This is a genomic window from Escherichia sp. E10V10 (genome assembly GCF_004211985.1).
Lineage (GTDB): Bacteria > Pseudomonadota > Gammaproteobacteria > Enterobacterales > Enterobacteriaceae > Escherichia.
Map to the genome: position 1 here is coordinate 23,542 of NZ_RHJO01000003.1, position 15,526 is coordinate 39,067.

Here is a 15,526-nt window from a genome sequence, read left to right on the forward strand (position 1 = left end):
CGAGCCTCTCCGGGAGGGTTATTTGATGTAATGGACGTGCTCGCAGATCTCTTCCACGATGGGATCGCGGCGTTCGGCGAACAGCTTTTTGTTTTCGGCTATCAGGTTGTTGCCGTGGGTATCAATAGAGACAATCAGCGGGCCGAACTCTTTGACCCGGCAGACCCACAGCGACTCCGGCATCCCGAGTTCTGTCCAGTGCACTTCTTCAATCTCTTCCACCTGGGTTGCCGCCAGTACCGCGCAGCCAGCAGGGAAAATCACATGTAACGCCTTGAATTTCTGACAGCCTTCTTCGGTCAGCGGCCCCATTCCGCCTTTGCCGACCACCAGTTTCACGCCGGTCTGCTCTATAAATTCACGTTCAAAACTTTCCATACGCATACTGGTTGTCGGACCGACGGAAACCATCTCCCATTTGTCGCCGTTTTTGCGCACGATGGGGCCAGCGTGGAAAATCGCTTTGCCGTTGAGATCGTAAGGGATCGGACGTTTCAGTTCGATCAATCGGCGGTGACAAACGTCACGGCAGGTCACCAGCGTACCGGTCAGGTAGATCACATCGCCGACGCGAATATCTTGCAGATCTTCAGCTTTGATCGGGGTTGTCAGGATCTTTTTCATAACGCGCTCCGGGTGTGAGACAGATTTTCAAAGGAGAGATCGGCATGAACCAGCAGCGTGCCGCGACGATGCGCCCAGCAGCCTGTAGAGACAGCAACGCCGATGGTTGACGGATGGCGGGCGGCAGATTCGATATGTACGCCCATCACTGAACTGTTGCCAGTCAGCCCCTGTGGACCAATCCCCAGACGGTTGAGTCCTTCCTCCAGGCGTAGCTCCAGCTCTGCCGCTTTTGGATTGGGATGGCGGCTGCCAATAGGGCGCAAAATGGCTTTACGCGAGAGCACTGCGGCGGTTTCCACCGAGGTGGCGATGCCCACGCCCACCAGTACCGGTGGACAGGCGTTTACGGCGAGGGTGGAGATATTTTCGAAGACGAATTTCACCACGCCTTCGTAGCCTTCTGACGGCATTAACACTTTCGAGCGGCCAGGCAGTGTGCAGCCGCCGCCTGCCATGTAAACTTCGATTTCCGCATCGTCGCCGTCGGGAATGATGTCCCAGGTAACCCACGGTACGCCGCTGCCGGTATTTTTGCCGGTGTTCACTTCGTCAAAAATTTCCACCGCGTTGTGACGCAGTGGCGCTTTGACGGTTGCTTCTTCCACAGCTTGCTTAAGAATGCTTTGCAGCTCGCCAAGCAGCGGGAAGCGGGAACCGACTTTAACGAAGAACATAATCTCCCCGGTGTCCTGACAGGCAGGACGATTCAGGTCGATCGCTTTTTGCATGTTGTCGAACATCGTGTGGTAGATGATTTTTCCCATCGACGACGTTTCGGCATCCTTTAGCTGTTTTAGTTTGTCCACCACGTCATCGGGCATTCGGGTAGAAATCATGGCGGTAAAGTTAGCGACAATATCCGTCAACTTTTTCACTGCCTGTTGCTTATTACATTCGCTCATCATGGCAACTCCAGTTTATGTATTTGTCTGGAAAAATTCACCGCCACAAACTACCACTAAAAATGTGGTTTTATATTTTTTGCCGCCGTGAATATGTAATTAACAGTTCGTTAATCAACACGAAAATAAGAACGAATATTGCGCCAGAGCAGGGAATGGCAATGTTTTGCGAAATACACTGCGTTTATCAAAACTGCGGATATTTAACAATGCTAAATAGCTGGCCTTTAGCCAAAGACTTGCAGGTACTGGTGGAAATCGTCCATAGCGGGAGTTTTAGCGCCGCAGCGGCAACGCTTAGGCAAACGCCTGCATTTGTCACCAAGCGGATCCAAATCCTTGAAAATACGTTGGCAACCACACTGCTGAACCGCTCTGCTCGCGGCGTGGCGCTGACTGAAAGTGGCCAACGTTGTTACGAACATGCGCTGGAAATCCTCACCCAATATCAGCGACTGGTCGATGACGTCACGCAAATCAAAACGCGCCCGGAGGGGATGATTCGTATTGGTTGCAGCTTTGGCTTTGGGCGCAGTTATATTGCGCCAGCCATTACCGAACTGATGCGCAATTACCCTGAATTACAGGTGCATTTTGAATTGTTCGATCGGCAAATTGATTTAGTGCAGGATAATATTGATCTGGATATTCGTATTAATGACGAAATTCCTGATTATTATATCGCGCATCTGTTAACGAAAAATAAAAGAATATTATGCGCCGCACCTGAGTATCTGCAAAAATATCCGCAGCCACAATCCTTACAGGAATTAAGTCGTCATGACTGTCTGGTGACCAAAGAGCGCGATATGACCCATGGAATATGGGAGTTGGGGAACGGTCAGGAGAAAAAATCGGTGAAGGTTAGTGGGCATCTTTCCTCCAACAGCGGCGAGATTGTGCTGCAATGGGCGCTGGAGGGCAAAGGGATTATGCTGCGTTCCGAGTGGGATGTGTTGCCGTTTCTGGAGAGTGGTAAACTGGTGCGAGTATTGCCGGAGTATGCGCAAAGCGCCAATATCTGGGCTGTTTACCGGGAGCCGCTCTATCGCAGCATGAAATTACGTGTCTGCGTGGAATTTCTGGCGGCATGGTGCCAGCAACGGCTGGGCAAGCCCGACGAAGGCTATCAGGTTATGTAGACTCGCGAGAAATCACTCGGGATCCTTTTCGCGCTTTCTTTTAAATTTCGTCCAGATTTTTGTCTCCTGGTGACGCCACAGACGCTGGATGTTGTCATGATGACGCAGCAGGATCAGGCAAGAGAGCATCGAAACCGGGAAGGTGAATTGTGGCTTGAACCACCAGACATAAAACGGAGCAATCAGCGCGCTGACAATCGCCCCCAGCGACGAATATCCACTCAATAGCACGGTAAGTAGCCAGGTCCCCGCCATCACGCCCGTTAAATCCCAGCCGATCGGAGCAATAGCGCCAAAAGCGGTGGCAACGCCTTTTCCCCCTTTAAAACCGAAGAAAACGGGCCAGATGTGTCCAAGACAGGCGGCAATCGCAATTAATCCCAGCCAAAATGGGCTTACGCCTAATTCATATGCTCCCCAGACAGGCAACATACCTTTTAGGACGTCAAAGATCAGCACTGCTACGGCTGCTCCTTTACCACCCATGCGTAAAACGTTGGTCGCGCCAGGATTACCGGAGCCGCTGGTTCGCGGGTCGGGCAAGCCACAAAGGCGGCAAACCAGAATGGCACTGGAAATGGAGCCGCAGAGGTACGCGATGAGGATCATTCCAGGCGCGATTGCACTCATAAGCTGTTCCGTTTTGAAAATTCGTGTTCAACGATGAATCTGTGGATAATACGCACATTTCGCCGGAAGTGGTATCCGGTTAGCCAAAAAGCAGGCAGGACGTGATGGATATTGTATTTATAGAGCAACTTTCGGTAATCACCACTATTGGTGTTTACGACTGGGAACAGACCATCGAACAGAAGTTAGTGTTCGATATCGAAATGGCGTGGGATAACCGTAAAGCGGCGAAAAGTGATGATGTGGCGGATTGCCTCAGTTACGCTGACATTGCAGAAACGGTGGTCAGCCACGTCGAGGGGGCGCGTTTTGCACTGGTGGAACGCGTGGCGGAAGAAGTGGCGGAACTGCTGTTAACTCGCTTTAATTCGCCGTGGGTGCGCATCAAACTTAGCAAGCCAGGCGCAGTGGCGCGGGCGGCGAATGTTGGCGTAATCATTGAGCGTGGCAATAATCTGAAAGAAAATAATTAATTTTACAGCTGTTAAACCAAACGGTTATAACTTGGTCATACTGCAGTAGTTCGGACAAGCGGTACATTTTAATAATTTAGGGGTTTATTGATGAGCGATATGCACTCGCTGCTGATAGCGGCAATATTGGGTGTGGTCGAAGGATTGACAGAATTTCTGCCGGTATCCAGCACGGGCCATATGATTATTGTCGGTCACTTGTTGGGGTTTGAGGGCGACACGGCGAAAACCTTTGAAGTCGTGATCCAGCTTGGATCAATTCTGGCAGTGGTTGTCATGTTCTGGCGGCGTCTGTTTGGTCTGATTGGCATTCACTTTGGACGCCCGTTGCAGCACGAAGGAGAAAGCAAAGGTCGTTTAACGCTGATCCACATTTTGCTGGGGATGATCCCTGCGGTGGTGCTGGGACTGTTGTTCCACGACATGATTAAATCATTGTTTAACCCGATAAATGTCATGTATGCGCTGGTTGTCGGCGGTTTGTTGCTGATTGCCGCCGAATGTCTGAAGCCGAAAGAGCCGCGTGCGCCGGGTCTGGATGATATGACCTATCGCCAGGCGTTTATGATTGGCTGCTTCCAGTGTCTGGCGCTGTGGCCAGGATTCTCTCGCTCCGGGGCGACCATTTCAGGTGGGATGCTGATGGGGGTGAGCCGTTACGCGGCTTCTGAGTTCTCGTTCCTGCTGGCGGTGCCGATGATGATGGGCGCAACGGCGCTTGATCTCTACAAAAGCTGGGGCTTCCTGACAACCGGCGATATCCCGATGTTTGCCGTTGGGTTTATCACTGCCTTCGTAGTGGCGCTGATAGCGATTAAAACCTTCCTGCAATTGATTAAGCGGATTTCGTTTATCCCATTCGCCATTTATCGCTTTATTGTGGCGGCTGCGGTGTACGTCGTGTTCTTTTGATGTGAAGAATAGTGTCGGATGCCTGGAATTGTCCACGATTGCGTAGGCCGGATAAGGCGTTCACGCCGCATCCGGCAATCAACGCCTGATGCGACGCTCGCGCGTCTTATCAGGCCTACAACCGTCGTTGACATGTAGCCGGATAAGGCGTTCACGTCGCATCCGGCAAAATGCCCAACACTCACTCAGGCTTTGGGCAACGTTGTTCCTTCCAGCAAGCTACCGCTGCAATCCGGCGGCGAGTCAGCTCTTCGCGAATCTCTACACCTTTAAATCCTGCTTCAACGACGGCTTTTGTCGGCACTGACTGTGCCACTTCCCAGGCTTCGCGCAACCAGCGGCCTTGCGGGTAGTCCGCCGATTCAAAACCGGTTCTGCCGCGCACGTCAGCTTCGCTGGTCAGCGCCAGTTGCTCAACACGCTGCGGTTTACGCCAGGCATCAATGGAATCAAATAATTTAACGATGGTTTTCGGGTTCAGCATCGGGAAGGTGTGAATGAGATCGTGAAACTCCGCCACCAGTTTGGCTAAATCGCGAATTTCATTTGGCACGCGCAGACGCTGGCATAGTTGTTCCACCAACTTAACACCTGCCGGGCCATGTCCATGATGACGTGGCCAAAGCTCTGGCGGCGTCAGTCCTTTACCGAGATCGTGGCATAACGTCGCGAAACGGACATCGACCTGCGGACTTAGCATCGCCGCCATGGAGAGCGTCATTAAGGTATGAATCCCGGTGTCGATTTCCGGATGCCATTTGGCGGGGGCCGGAACGCCGAACAGGGCGTCAATTTCCGGGAATAAAACGCGCAGTGCGCCGCAATCGCGCAGCACCTGGAAGAACACTTGTGGATTGCGGGTGGTGAGGGCGCTTTCCGTCTCTTTCCACACCCGTTCAGGCGTAAGATGTTCCAGTTCGCCCGCGTGGGTCATCTCGCGCATCAGCGCCAGGGTTTCATCAGCAATACGAAAACCGAGGTGGGCATAACGCGCAGCAAAACGCGCCACGCGCAGCACGCGTAGCGGATCCTCGCCAAAAGCGGGGGAAACATGGCGTAACAGACGATTTTGCAGATCGCCCAGACCGTTGTACGGGTCGATAATCTCGCCGTCATTGTCCTGGGCCAGCGCATTAATGGTCAGATCGCGACGCTTAAGATCATCTTCCAGCGTGACATCCGGTGCGGCATAGCAGGTAAAACCGGTGTAACCGGAGCCGGATTTCCGTTCGGTACGTGCCAGCGCATACTCTTCATGCGTTTGCGGATGCAGAAAAACAGGAAAATCGCGGCCTACCTGTTGGTAGCCCGCGTCGAGCATCTCCTGTGGCGTACTGCCGACCACCACCCAATCTCTGTCTTTGACCGGTAGCCCTAACAATGCATCCCGTACCGCACCACCGACCAGATAAATCTTCACGCCATCTTCCCTTCGTCAAATACACAATTCCTAATAATAAGACAGTGCAACGAAGAAGGCGATTTAGTTCATCCAGCGATCTTTGCGTTTGCGCGTTGGGATCAGGTGCGGTAATACCAGTCCGAGCAGCAAGCCAAGACCCAGTACACCGCCGCCATACATAAACCATTGCATGATGATGGTGCGCTGTTTGTCATCTAACTGCACGCTGGCGGCATCGACCTTTTTCTGGGCGACAATCAGCTCGTTTTTCAGCTTCTGATTTTCTTCTTTTAACCCGTTGATCACGCTGTCACTTTGCGCCACTTTTTGCTGCATTTCAGCAGTGCGCTGATTCCAGGTGTTATCAATATTGGTGAGCTTATCGGTCAGCGTTTTGACCTGATTTTCCAGCACCGGTACACGAGTGCGCAGGCTTGGCTCGGTATTAAGTTCTTTTAACGGGATCCAGGCGGTACGGCCGGAGCTGTCTTTCACCTGGGCATAATTGGTGTTGGCGTCAGTTTGTAATAAGGTTACTTCCTCGCCCGCGTTAACTGTGCCCACGAGGCGATAATTATCCCCCGGACCGCTGCGGACCCAGGTGTTCAGTTCGTCAGAAACATAGCGCTTTTCTTCGGCGTGCGAGACGGCAGTGGCGCTAAGTGCAAGTATAGTTAATCCGATCAGGCGTAATTTTGGCATCAGGCTGTCGTTATTGTCTGGGAAAAGTGGAACGATAGTAGTGGCATCAGTGTCGCTACGCAAAGCATTCGCTATCAATCGGAATCCTCTGTGTCAGGTCTTGCCACAGCTTCAATCTTTTACGCCCGTCAAATTGCCCGTTGCATGGCAATTTGGCGCAAAATACTATCTACTGACAAAAAAGATCGCATTAAGTTCGCCGTTCATCGTCACTAATGTGACATAACCGGATAAGTAAAGGCCATGGCTCAGGAAATCGAATTAAAGTTTATTGTTAATCACAGTGCCGTTGAGGCGTTGCGTGACCATCTCAATACGCTGGGCGGCGAGCACCATGACCCCGTGCAGTTGCTGAATATTTACTACGAAACGCCGGATAACTGGCTGCGTGGGCACGATATGGGCTTGCGTATTCGTGGCGAAAATGGTCGCTATGAAATGACGATGAAAGTCGCCGGGCGAGTGACTGGCGGTTTACACCAGCGCCCGGAATATAACGTGGCGTTGAGCGAACCGACGCTCGACCTGGCGCAGTTGCCGACGGAAGTCTGGCCGAACGGCGAGTTACCTGCCGATCTCGCTTCCCGCGTACAACCGCTGTTCAGCACCGATTTTTATCGCGAAAAATGGCTGGTGGAGATTGATGGCAGCCGAATTGAAATCGCTCTCGATCAGGGTGAGGTGAAAGCCGGAGAATTTGCTGAACCTATCTGCGAGCTGGAACTGGAACTACTTAGCGGCGAAACGCGCGCGGTGCTGAAACTGGCAAACCAACTGGCATCGCAAACTGGTTTACGCCAGGGCAGCCTGAGCAAGGCGGCGCGTGGCTATCATCTGGCGCAGGGAAATCCCGCGCGTGAAATCAAACCCACCACCATTTTGCATGTTGCGGCAAAAGCCGATGTGGAACAGGGGCTGGAAGCGGCGCTCGAGCTGGCGTTAGCACAATGGCAGTACCATGAAGAGTTGTGGATACGCGGCAACGAGGCGGCAAAAGAGCAGGTGCTGGCAGCAATCGGCCTGGTTCGCCATACTCTGATGCTGTTCGGCGGTATCGTGCCGCGTAAAGCGAGCACTCACTTACGTGATCTGCTGACTCAATGCGAGGCGACCATTGCTTCTGCGGTTTCTGCCGTGACGGCGGTCTATTCTACCGAAACGGCAATGGCGAAACTGGCGTTGACCGAATGGCTGGTTAGCAAAGCCTGGCAGCCGTTTTTAGATGCCAAAGCGCAGGGCAAAATCAGCGATTCCTTCAAACGCTTTGCCGATATCCATCTTTCCCGCCATGCTGCTGAACTGAAAAGCGTTTTTTGCCAGCCGCTGGGCGATCGCTACCGTGACCAGTTGCCACGCCTGACACGTGACATTGACTCAATACTGTTGCTGGCGGGTTACTACGATCCTGTCGTCGCGCAAGCCTGGCTGGAGAACTGGCAGGGGCTGCGTCACGCTATTGCGACCGGGCAACGCATTGAAATTGAACATTTCCGTAATGAGGCAAACAATCAGGAACCGTTCTGGTTGCATAGCGGAAAACGTTAATCAGGCAAGGATAAAATCGCTTATGAAGCCGCTCTCTTCACCGTTACAGCAGTACTGGCAGACCGTTGTTGAGCGGCTGCCAGCGCCTTTAGCCGAGGAATTACTTAGCGCACAGGCGAAGTCAGTACTTACTTTTAGTGATTTTGTGCAGGATAGCGTAATTGCGCATCCAGAGTGGCTGACGGAGCTGGAAAGCGAGCCGCCACAAGCCGATGAATGGCAGTATTACGGCGAGTGGTTACAGGAGGCGCTCAGTAACGTGAGTGACGAGGCTGGGTTAATGCGTGAACTGCGGCTGTTCCGGCGGCGCATTATGGTACGTATCGCCTGGGCGCAAACGCTGGCGCTGGTTACTGAAGAGAGCATATTGCAGCAGCTCAGCCATCTGGCGGAGACGCTGATTGTTGCGGCGCGTGACTGGTTGTATGACGCATGCTGCCGCGAGTGGGGAACGCCGTGCAATGCGCAGGGCGAAGCGCAACCGCTGCTGATTTTAGGCATGGGTAAGCTGGGTGGAGGGGAACTGAATTTCTCCTCAGATATCGATCTGATTTTTGCCTGGCCTGAACATGGTTGTACGCAGGGCGGACGCCGGGAACTGGACAACGCTCAGTTCTTTACCCGCATGGGGCAGCGGTTGATTAAAGTGCTGGATCAACCAACGCAAGATGGCTTTGTCTATCGCGTAGATATGCGGCTGCGTCCGTTTGGCGAAAGTGGCCCGCTGGTGCTGAGCTTTGCAGCGCTGGAAGATTATTACCAGGAGCAGGGGCGTGACTGGGAGCGTTACGCGATGGTCAAGGCGCGGATTATGGGCGATAGCGACGGCGTTTATGCTAACGAATTGCGTTCGATGCTGCGCCCGTTTGTTTTTCGTCGTTACATCGATTTCAGTGTGATTCAGTCTCTGCGCAACATGAAAGGGATGATTGCCCGTGAAGTGCGTCGCCGTGGCCTCACTGACAACATCAAACTGGGCGCGGGCGGTATTCGCGAAATTGAATTTATCGTCCAGGTGTTCCAGCTTATTCGCGGCGGGCGCGAACCGTCGCTGCAATCGCGCTCTTTACTGCCAACGCTCAGCGCCATTGCGGCATTGCATCTGCTCTCTGAGAATGATGCCGAACAATTGCGAGTGGCATATCTGTTCCTGCGGCGCCTGGAAAACCTGCTGCAAAGCATTAATGACGAACAAACCCAGACGCTTCCTTCTGATGAGCTTAACCGTGCGCGGCTGGCGTGGGCGATGGACTTTGCTGACTGGCAGCAACTGACCGGAGCGCTGGGCGGACATATGGCTAATGTGCGTCGGGTATTTAACGATCTGATTGGTGACGACGAAAGCGAAACCCTGGAAGAGACTCTATCGGAGCAGTGGCGTGAGCTGTGGCAGGATGCATTGCAGGAAGATGACACCACGCCAGTGCTGGCGCATCTTAGAGAAGATGATCGCAAACAGGTGCTGACGCTGATTGCCGATTTCCGCAAAGAGCTGGATAAGCGCACTATTGGGCCGCGCGGACGTCAGGTGCTCGACCATCTCATGCCGCATTTGTTAAGTGACGTATGCGCGCGTGAAGACGCTGCTGTCACGCTGTCGCGCATTACCGCCTTGCTGGTGGGGATTGTTACCCGCACCACCTATTTAGAATTGCTCAGTGAATTCCCCGCGGCGCTTAAGCATTTGATTTCTCTGTGTGCTGCATCGCCGATGATTGCCAGTCAACTGGCGCGTTATCCATTATTGCTGGATGAACTGCTCGATCCGAACACCCTCTACCAGCCGACAGCGACGGATGCCTATCGTGACGAATTGCGCCAGTATTTACTGCGCGTGCCAGAAGATGACGAAGAACAACAACTTGAGGCGCTGCGTCAGTTTAAACAGGCGCAACTGTTACGCATCGCCGCAGCGGATATTGCCGGTACGCTGCCAGTAATGAAAGTGAGCGATCACTTAACCTGGTTGGCAGAAGCTATGATAGATGCCGTCGTTCAGCAGGCGTGGGTTCAAATGGTCGCCCGTTACGGAAAACCGACCCACCTGAACGAACGTGAAGGTCGCGGCTTTGCGGTGGTTGGCTACGGTAAGCTGGGCGGTTGGGAGCTGGGATATAGTTCTGATCTTGACCTGATCTTCCTCCATGATTGCCCGATGGATGTAATGACGGACGGCGAGCGGGAAATCGACGGCCGGCAGTTTTACCTGCGTCTGGCGCAACGCATTATGCACTTGTTCAGCACGCGCACGTCTTCCGGTATTTTGTACGAAGTGGATGCACGGCTACGCCCGTCCGGGGCGGCGGGAATGCTGGTGACTTCCGCAGAAGCGTTTGCCGATTATCAGAGAAACGAGGCCTGGACGTGGGAACATCAGGCGCTGGTACGTGCTCGCGTGGTATATGGTGATCCACAATTGACCGCTCAATTTGACGCAGTACGCCGGGAGATTATGACGTTGCCGCGTGAAGGCAAAACTTTACAGACAGAAGTGCGGGAAATGCGCGAGAAAATGCGCGCCCATCTCGGCAATAAACATCGCGATCGCTTTGATATCAAAGCCGATGAAGGCGGAATTACCGATATCGAATTTATTACCCAATATCTGGTGTTGCGCTACGCCCATGAAAAACCGAAGTTAACGCGCTGGTCAGACAACGTGCGCATTCTGGAACTACTGGCGCAAAACGACATTATGGAAGAGCAGGAAGCGATGGCGCTGAGCCGTGCTTACACTACGCTGCGCGATGAACTTCATCATCTGGCATTACAAGAGTTGCCGGGCCATGTGCCGGAGGATTACTTTACCGCAGAGCGTGAACTGGTGCGGGCAAGCTGGCAGAAGTGGCTGGTGGAGGAATGAAATATGGTATTATCGCGCGCAAATTTTGAATCTCTCAGGAGACAGGAATGAAAGTAACGCTGCCAGAGTTTGAACGTGCAGGAGTGATGGTGGTTGGTGATGTAATGCTGGATCGTTACTGGTACGGTCCCACCAGCCGTATCTCGCCGGAAGCGCCAGTACCCGTGGTTAAAGTGAATACCATCGAAGAACGTCCGGGCGGCGCGGCCAACGTGGCGATGAACATCGCTTCTCTCGGTGCAAACGCACGCCTGGTGGGGCTGACAGGTATTGATGATGCGGCGCGCGCGCTCAGTAAATCGCTGGCGGACGTGAACGTAAAATGCGACTTCGTTTCTGTGCCGACGCATCCGACCATCACCAAACTGCGGGTGCTTTCTCGTAACCAACAGTTGATCCGCCTGGATTTCGAAGAAGGTTTCGAAGGTGTTGATCCGCAGCCGCTGCATGAGCGGATTAATCAGGCTCTCGGTACGATTGGCGCGCTGGTGCTTTCTGACTATGCGAAAGGTGCGTTGGCAAGCGTACAGCAGATGATCCAACTGGCGCGTAAAGCGGGCGTTCCGGTGCTGATTGATCCAAAAGGCACCGATTTTGAACGCTACCGCGGCGCTACGCTGTTAACGCCTAATCTCTCGGAATTTGAAGCTGTTGTTGGTAAATGTAAAACCGAAGAAGAGATTGTTGAACGCGGCATGAAACTGATTGCCGACTACGAACTCTCTGCGCTGCTGGTAACCCGTTCCGAGCAGGGGATGACGCTGCTGCAACCAGGTAAAGAGCCGCTGCATATGCCAACTCAGGCGCAAGAAGTCTATGACGTTACCGGTGCAGGCGACACGGTGATTGGCGTGCTTGCGGCAACGCTGGCGGCTGGTAATTCGCTGGAAGAAGCCTGCTTCTTTGCCAATGCGGCGGCTGGTGTGGTGGTCGGCAAACTGGGGACATCCACGGTTTCGCCGATCGAGCTGGAAAACGCAGTACGTGGACGTGCAGATACCGGTTTTGGCGTGATGACCGAAGATGAGCTGAAGCTGGCTGTAGCGGCGGCGCGTAAACGTGGCGAAAAAGTAGTGATGACCAACGGCGTCTTCGACATTCTCCACGCCGGGCATGTCTCTTATCTGGCAAATGCCCGCAAGCTGGGTGACCGCTTGATTGTCGCCGTGAACAGCGATGCCTCCACCAAACGCCTGAAAGGGGATTCTCGCCCGGTTAACCCGCTCGAACAGCGTATGATTGTGCTGGGCGCACTGGAAGCGGTCGACTGGGTGGTGTCGTTTGAAGAGGACACGCCGCAGCGCCTGATCGCCGGGATCCTGCCAGATCTGCTGGTAAAAGGAGGCGACTATAAACCAGAAGAAATTGCCGGGAGTAAAGAAGTCTGGGCCAACGGCGGCGAAGTGCTGGTGCTCAACTTTGAAGACGGTTGCTCGACCACTAACATCATCAAGAAGATCCAACAGGATAAAAAAGGCTAACCGGAAAGCGGTTCACAGATCTCGCTTCGTGTCAGGTAGACCTATTGACGCTGTTGTTTTTTCAACCTAGAGTAAAGGAACAAGGGTAAGGGAGGATTTCTCCCCCCTCTGATCAGTTGTTAGTAAGTTGGGAAGCTTAGCAGTAACAACACAACCAGTATGATGACGAACTTCATCATAACCCTTTCCTTCTATAAGGCCCCTTCTTCGGGAGGGGCTTTCCCGTTTCAGCCCCTTACTGACTTCCCGATTGTTGATGAGCGCCTGACCCCGCGCAACGCTTTCCCTGATGCAGTTTTCTCTTCCCCGAGTCGACTCGCAAAACGCTGCAACAGCCTGATCATTTGCACTTTTTAGCGGAATGCAGATATAAAAAATCCCCGGCTTTTGGGCCAGGGATATGCGTTAATGAAACCTTCTTGACGCTGATTTTTTTTCAACCTAAAGTAAAGGAACAAGGGTGAGGGAGGATTTCTCCCCCCTCTGATTGGCTGTTAGTAAGCGTGGAAACTTATCAGTAACAACACAATCAGTATGATGACGAACTTCATCATAACCCTTTCCTTCTGTAAGGCCCCTTCTTCGGGAGGGGCTTTCCCGTTTCAGCCCCTTGCTGACTCCCCGATTGTTGATGAGCGCCGGACCCCGCGCAACGCTTTCCCTGATACAGATTTCTCTTCCCCGAGCGGTCACGTAAAACGCTGTAACAAACTGATTATTTGCACTTTTTAGTGGAACGCAGATATAAAAAATCCCCAGCTTTTTGGGCCAGGGATATGCGTTAATGAAACCTTCTTGACGCTGTTGTTTTTTCAACCTAGAGTAAAGGAATAAGGGTGAGGGAGGATTTCTCCCCCCTCTGATTGGCTGTTAATAAGCTGCGAAACTTACGAGTAACAACACAATCAGTATGATGACAAGCTTCATCATAACCCTTTCCTTCTGTAAGGCCCCTTCCTCGGGAGGGGCTTTCCCGTTTCAGCCCCTTGCTGGCTCCCCGATTGTTGATTAGCGCCTGACCCCGCGCAACGCTTTCCCTGATGCAGTTTTCTCTTCCCCGAGTCGACTCGCAAAACGCTGTAACAACCTGATCATTTGCACTTTTTACCGGAATGCAGATATAAAAAATCCCCGGCTTTTTGGGCCAGGGATATTCATAGATGAATATTTATTCTACGTTTTCTGCGACGGGAGTTGTTGAGGTTAAGGGTGAAGTCAATGCCGCCAGCGAGCCGCCTGAAACGCCAATTTCATTGAGCAAGGAGTCAATCAGCGGTGCCTGTGTGCGGTAAGAAAGGGCGGCAGACAATGCCTGTTCCGCCAGATTTCTGCCACCAACGCTGCCTGATGCCGCATCCCCCGCAGCGCCACCACGGTTCAATCCATCGACCTGAATAATCTTGATGCCGTCGATAGACTTCATCGGTTCAACGGATTTCTCTATTACCGCAGGTAACGACTGTAGTAGCGCCAGTTTGAATTTAAGGCTGGTTTGTTCATCAGAAAGTACGTTGATAGCGTCGTTCAGCGCACGTTGCGCTTCTGCTTCCGCCAGGCCTTTTTTACGCGTAGCTTCGGCTAACTCAACGATCGCTGCCGCCTGCATCTCTGCGGCTTCTTTCTCTGCTTTCGCCCGCACGGTCAGTTCGACCGCTTTGGTTTCTGCGTCTTGCGCTGCGGCAATCAGCGCCACCTGCTTGGCACGATCGGCTTCGGCTGTCTGGCGAGTGGTTTCTACGTTTTGTTGCGCACTTACCGCTTCTGCAAGTGCGAGGTTGGCACGCGCTTCTGCTTGGGATTGTTGCTCTGATTTTGCCGCAATGGCGATTGATTTCGTCTGGTTGGCGATTTCGGTGACCTGCTGCTGTTCGATCTCTTTAATGCGAACTTCACGTTCAGCCTCAACCTTTCTTGAGCGGACGGCCTGTTCGCGGTCGATTTCCGTCTCCTGAATCTGTCGTTCAGCCAGAATTCGCGTCTGCTCTGCTTCACGACGACGTTCAGCTTCAAAAGCCGCAATTTTCGCATTTTGTTCAGCGGTACGGGTTTTAACCTGCTGCTCCTGCTCAAGCGTCATAAACGCTTCTTGCTGTTCAATCTCCAGCTTCCGCGAAAGAGCGTCTCGATTTTTCTCACGCACCGCAACTTCTACATCCTGTTCAACTTCGTTACGCTCGCGACGACGGCGTTCCGTCTCCTGGGTTAGTTTGGTCAAACCTTCGGCGTCAAAAGCGTTGTTCGGGTTAAAATGCTCTTTCGAAGTCTGGTTAAAGTTTGTGAGTGAAACACTTTCCAGTTCCAGCCCGTTTTTCGACAAGTCTTCTGCCACGGTATTTTGTACACCCTGCACGAAGTTCTCGCGGGTATCCTGTAACTCATGCATGGTCATTTGCGCAGCGGTGGCGCGTAGGGCATCGACGAATTTATCCTCGACCAGCATACGTAAATCTTCTGGTGATAGCGTGCGTTGCCCCAACGTCTGGGCCGCAGTGGCGATGCCTTCTACTGACGGTTTTACCCGTACAAAGAAAGCCACTACAACATCAACACGCATACGATCTTTCGTAATCAGGCTATCAATAGTAGAACGGCTGACTTCCAGCTTGAGCGTATTCATATTGATAGGAATGATTTCGTGGAAGATCGGCATTACGATTGCGCCGCCGCTCATTACCACTTTTTGCCCGCCTAACCCGGTACGAACAAATGCCTGCTCGGCAGATGCCCGACGATAAAGTCGCGCGAAAATAATACCGATAATAAACAGAACACATACGGCAACAATCGCCATAAACATCCATGACGGTACTAAGTTAACAATATCATCCATTATTAAATTTCCTTTTG

At 52.7% G+C, this 15,526-nt stretch carries 15 protein-coding genes; 6 read left to right on the top strand and 9 right to left on the bottom strand.

Annotation, left to right across the window (positions count from 1 at the left end):
* Positions 1–18 precede the first annotated feature (18 nt).
* Together ttdB and ttdA are read right to left on the bottom strand one after the other, a co-directional pair.
* A complete protein-coding gene (gene ttdB, locus D9736_RS06560; RefSeq protein WP_000722957.1) occupies positions 19–624 on the bottom strand; it encodes a L(+)-tartrate dehydratase subunit beta in 606 nt (201 codons plus the stop codon).
* Positions 621–1,532 (bottom strand): L(+)-tartrate dehydratase subunit alpha, encoded by a 912-nt coding sequence (ttdA, locus tag D9736_RS06565; protein ID WP_130223898.1) that lies wholly within the window; start codon positions 1,530–1,532, stop codon positions 621–623. Before ttdA ends, ttdB begins: the two co-directional genes overlap by 4 nt.
* A gap of 206 nt (positions 1,533–1,738) precedes the next feature.
* Between ttdA and ttdR the strand changes: the two genes are divergently transcribed.
* The gene (ttdR, locus tag D9736_RS06570; RefSeq protein ID WP_130257967.1) at positions 1,739–2,671 is read left to right on the top strand and encodes an L-tartrate utilization transcriptional activator TtdR; all 933 of its coding nucleotides are present in this window, start codon (positions 1,739–1,741) and stop codon (positions 2,669–2,671) included.
* A 12-nt stretch (positions 2,672–2,683) separates the two neighbouring features.
* On the opposite strand, the gene plsY is transcribed toward ttdR, so the two are convergent.
* Positions 2,684–3,301, bottom strand: a complete 618-nt coding sequence (gene plsY / locus D9736_RS06575; protein ID WP_130210442.1) for a glycerol-3-phosphate 1-O-acyltransferase PlsY — start codon at positions 3,299–3,301, stop codon at positions 2,684–2,686.
* A gap of 104 nt (positions 3,302–3,405) precedes the next feature.
* On the opposite strand from plsY, the gene folB reads away from it, so the two are divergent.
* Positions 3,406–3,774: a bifunctional dihydroneopterin aldolase/7,8-dihydroneopterin epimerase gene (gene folB / locus D9736_RS06580; RefSeq protein WP_010347879.1), complete on the top strand. Its 369-nt coding sequence runs from the start codon at positions 3,406–3,408 to the stop codon at positions 3,772–3,774.
* Positions 3,775–3,864: 90 nt separating this feature from the next.
* The gene (gene bacA, locus D9736_RS06585; protein WP_130210446.1) at positions 3,865–4,686 is read left to right on the top strand and encodes an undecaprenyl-diphosphate phosphatase; all 822 of its coding nucleotides are present in this window, start codon (positions 3,865–3,867) and stop codon (positions 4,684–4,686) included.
* Positions 4,687–4,867: 181 nt separating this feature from the next.
* Here the strand turns inward: bacA and cca are convergent, their stop codons facing one another.
* On the bottom strand, positions 4,868–6,106 hold the full coding sequence (gene cca / locus D9736_RS06590; protein ID WP_130257968.1) for a fused tRNA nucleotidyltransferase/2',3'-cyclic phosphodiesterase/2' nucleotidase/phosphatase Cca: 1,239 nt from the start codon (positions 6,104–6,106) through the stop codon (positions 4,868–4,870).
* A 63-nt stretch (positions 6,107–6,169) separates the two neighbouring features.
* The gene (locus D9736_RS06595; RefSeq protein ID WP_130210468.1) at positions 6,170–6,790 is read right to left on the bottom strand and encodes a TIGR04211 family SH3 domain-containing protein; all 621 of its coding nucleotides are present in this window, start codon (positions 6,788–6,790) and stop codon (positions 6,170–6,172) included.
* Between the two features lie 243 nt (positions 6,791–7,033).
* Between D9736_RS06595 and ygiF the strand changes: the two genes are divergently transcribed.
* The 3 genes from ygiF to hldE are packed head-to-tail and all read left to right on the top strand — an operon-like array spanning position 7,034 to position 12,679.
* The gene (gene ygiF, locus D9736_RS06600; protein WP_130257969.1) at positions 7,034–8,335 is read left to right on the top strand and encodes an inorganic triphosphatase; all 1,302 of its coding nucleotides are present in this window, start codon (positions 7,034–7,036) and stop codon (positions 8,333–8,335) included.
* 22 nt (positions 8,336–8,357) lie between these two features.
* Positions 8,358–11,198: a bifunctional [glutamate--ammonia ligase]-adenylyl-L-tyrosine phosphorylase/[glutamate--ammonia-ligase] adenylyltransferase gene (gene glnE / locus D9736_RS06605; RefSeq protein WP_130218222.1), complete on the top strand. Its 2,841-nt coding sequence runs from the start codon at positions 8,358–8,360 to the stop codon at positions 11,196–11,198.
* A 47-nt stretch (positions 11,199–11,245) separates the two neighbouring features.
* Positions 11,246–12,679 (top strand): bifunctional D-glycero-beta-D-manno-heptose-7-phosphate kinase/D-glycero-beta-D-manno-heptose 1-phosphate adenylyltransferase HldE, encoded by a 1,434-nt coding sequence (hldE, locus tag D9736_RS06610; protein WP_130218220.1) that lies wholly within the window; start codon positions 11,246–11,248, stop codon positions 12,677–12,679.
* Between the two features lie 119 nt (positions 12,680–12,798).
* Here hldE and ibsE read toward each other — a convergent pair whose 3' ends face one another.
* From ibsE to D9736_RS06630, 4 genes are all read right to left on the bottom strand, one after another.
* Positions 12,799–12,858: a type I toxin-antitoxin system Ibs family toxin gene (ibsE, locus tag D9736_RS06615; RefSeq protein ID WP_001387082.1), complete on the bottom strand. Its 60-nt coding sequence runs from the start codon at positions 12,856–12,858 to the stop codon at positions 12,799–12,801.
* A 315-nt stretch (positions 12,859–13,173) separates the two neighbouring features.
* A complete protein-coding gene (locus tag D9736_RS06620) occupies positions 13,174–13,233 on the bottom strand; it encodes a type I toxin-antitoxin system Ibs family toxin (RefSeq protein ID WP_100733770.1) in 60 nt (19 codons plus the stop codon).
* Positions 13,234–13,549: 316 nt separating this feature from the next.
* A complete protein-coding gene (locus D9736_RS06625; RefSeq protein ID WP_001387081.1) occupies positions 13,550–13,609 on the bottom strand; it encodes a type I toxin-antitoxin system Ibs family toxin in 60 nt (19 codons plus the stop codon).
* Positions 13,610–13,847: 238 nt separating this feature from the next.
* A complete protein-coding gene (locus D9736_RS06630) occupies positions 13,848–15,509 on the bottom strand; it encodes a flotillin family protein (RefSeq protein WP_130257970.1) in 1,662 nt (553 codons plus the stop codon).
* Positions 15,510–15,526: the final 17 nt, after the last annotated feature.

What these genes read in the sequence shown, in the direction of transcription:
- plsY (WP_130210442.1), bottom strand. Translation starts at nt 3,301, where the DNA reads ATGAGTGCAATCGCGCCTGGAATGATCCTCATCGCGTACCTCTGCGGC.
- D9736_RS06630 (WP_130257970.1), bottom strand. Translation starts at nt 15,509, where the DNA reads ATGGATGATATTGTTAACTTAGTACCGTCATGGATGTTTATGGCGATT.
- ttdB (WP_000722957.1), bottom strand. Translation starts at nt 624, where the DNA reads ATGAAAAAGATCCTGACAACCCCGATCAAAGCTGAAGATCTGCAAGAT.
- bacA (WP_130210446.1), top strand. Translation starts at nt 3,865, where the DNA reads ATGAGCGATATGCACTCGCTGCTGATAGCGGCAATATTGGGTGTGGTC.
- ttdR (WP_130257967.1), top strand. Translation starts at nt 1,739, where the DNA reads ATGCTAAATAGCTGGCCTTTAGCCAAAGACTTGCAGGTACTGGTGGAA.
- D9736_RS06595 (WP_130210468.1), bottom strand. Translation starts at nt 6,790, where the DNA reads ATGCCAAAATTACGCCTGATCGGATTAACTATACTTGCACTTAGCGCC.
- folB (WP_010347879.1), top strand. Translation starts at nt 3,406, where the DNA reads ATGGATATTGTATTTATAGAGCAACTTTCGGTAATCACCACTATTGGT.
- ttdA (WP_130223898.1), bottom strand. Translation starts at nt 1,532, where the DNA reads ATGATGAGCGAATGTAATAAGCAACAGGCAGTGAAAAAGTTGACGGAT.
- glnE (WP_130218222.1), top strand. Translation starts at nt 8,358, where the DNA reads ATGAAGCCGCTCTCTTCACCGTTACAGCAGTACTGGCAGACCGTTGTT.
- hldE (WP_130218220.1), top strand. Translation starts at nt 11,246, where the DNA reads ATGAAAGTAACGCTGCCAGAGTTTGAACGTGCAGGAGTGATGGTGGTT.
- ygiF (WP_130257969.1), top strand. Translation starts at nt 7,034, where the DNA reads ATGGCTCAGGAAATCGAATTAAAGTTTATTGTTAATCACAGTGCCGTT.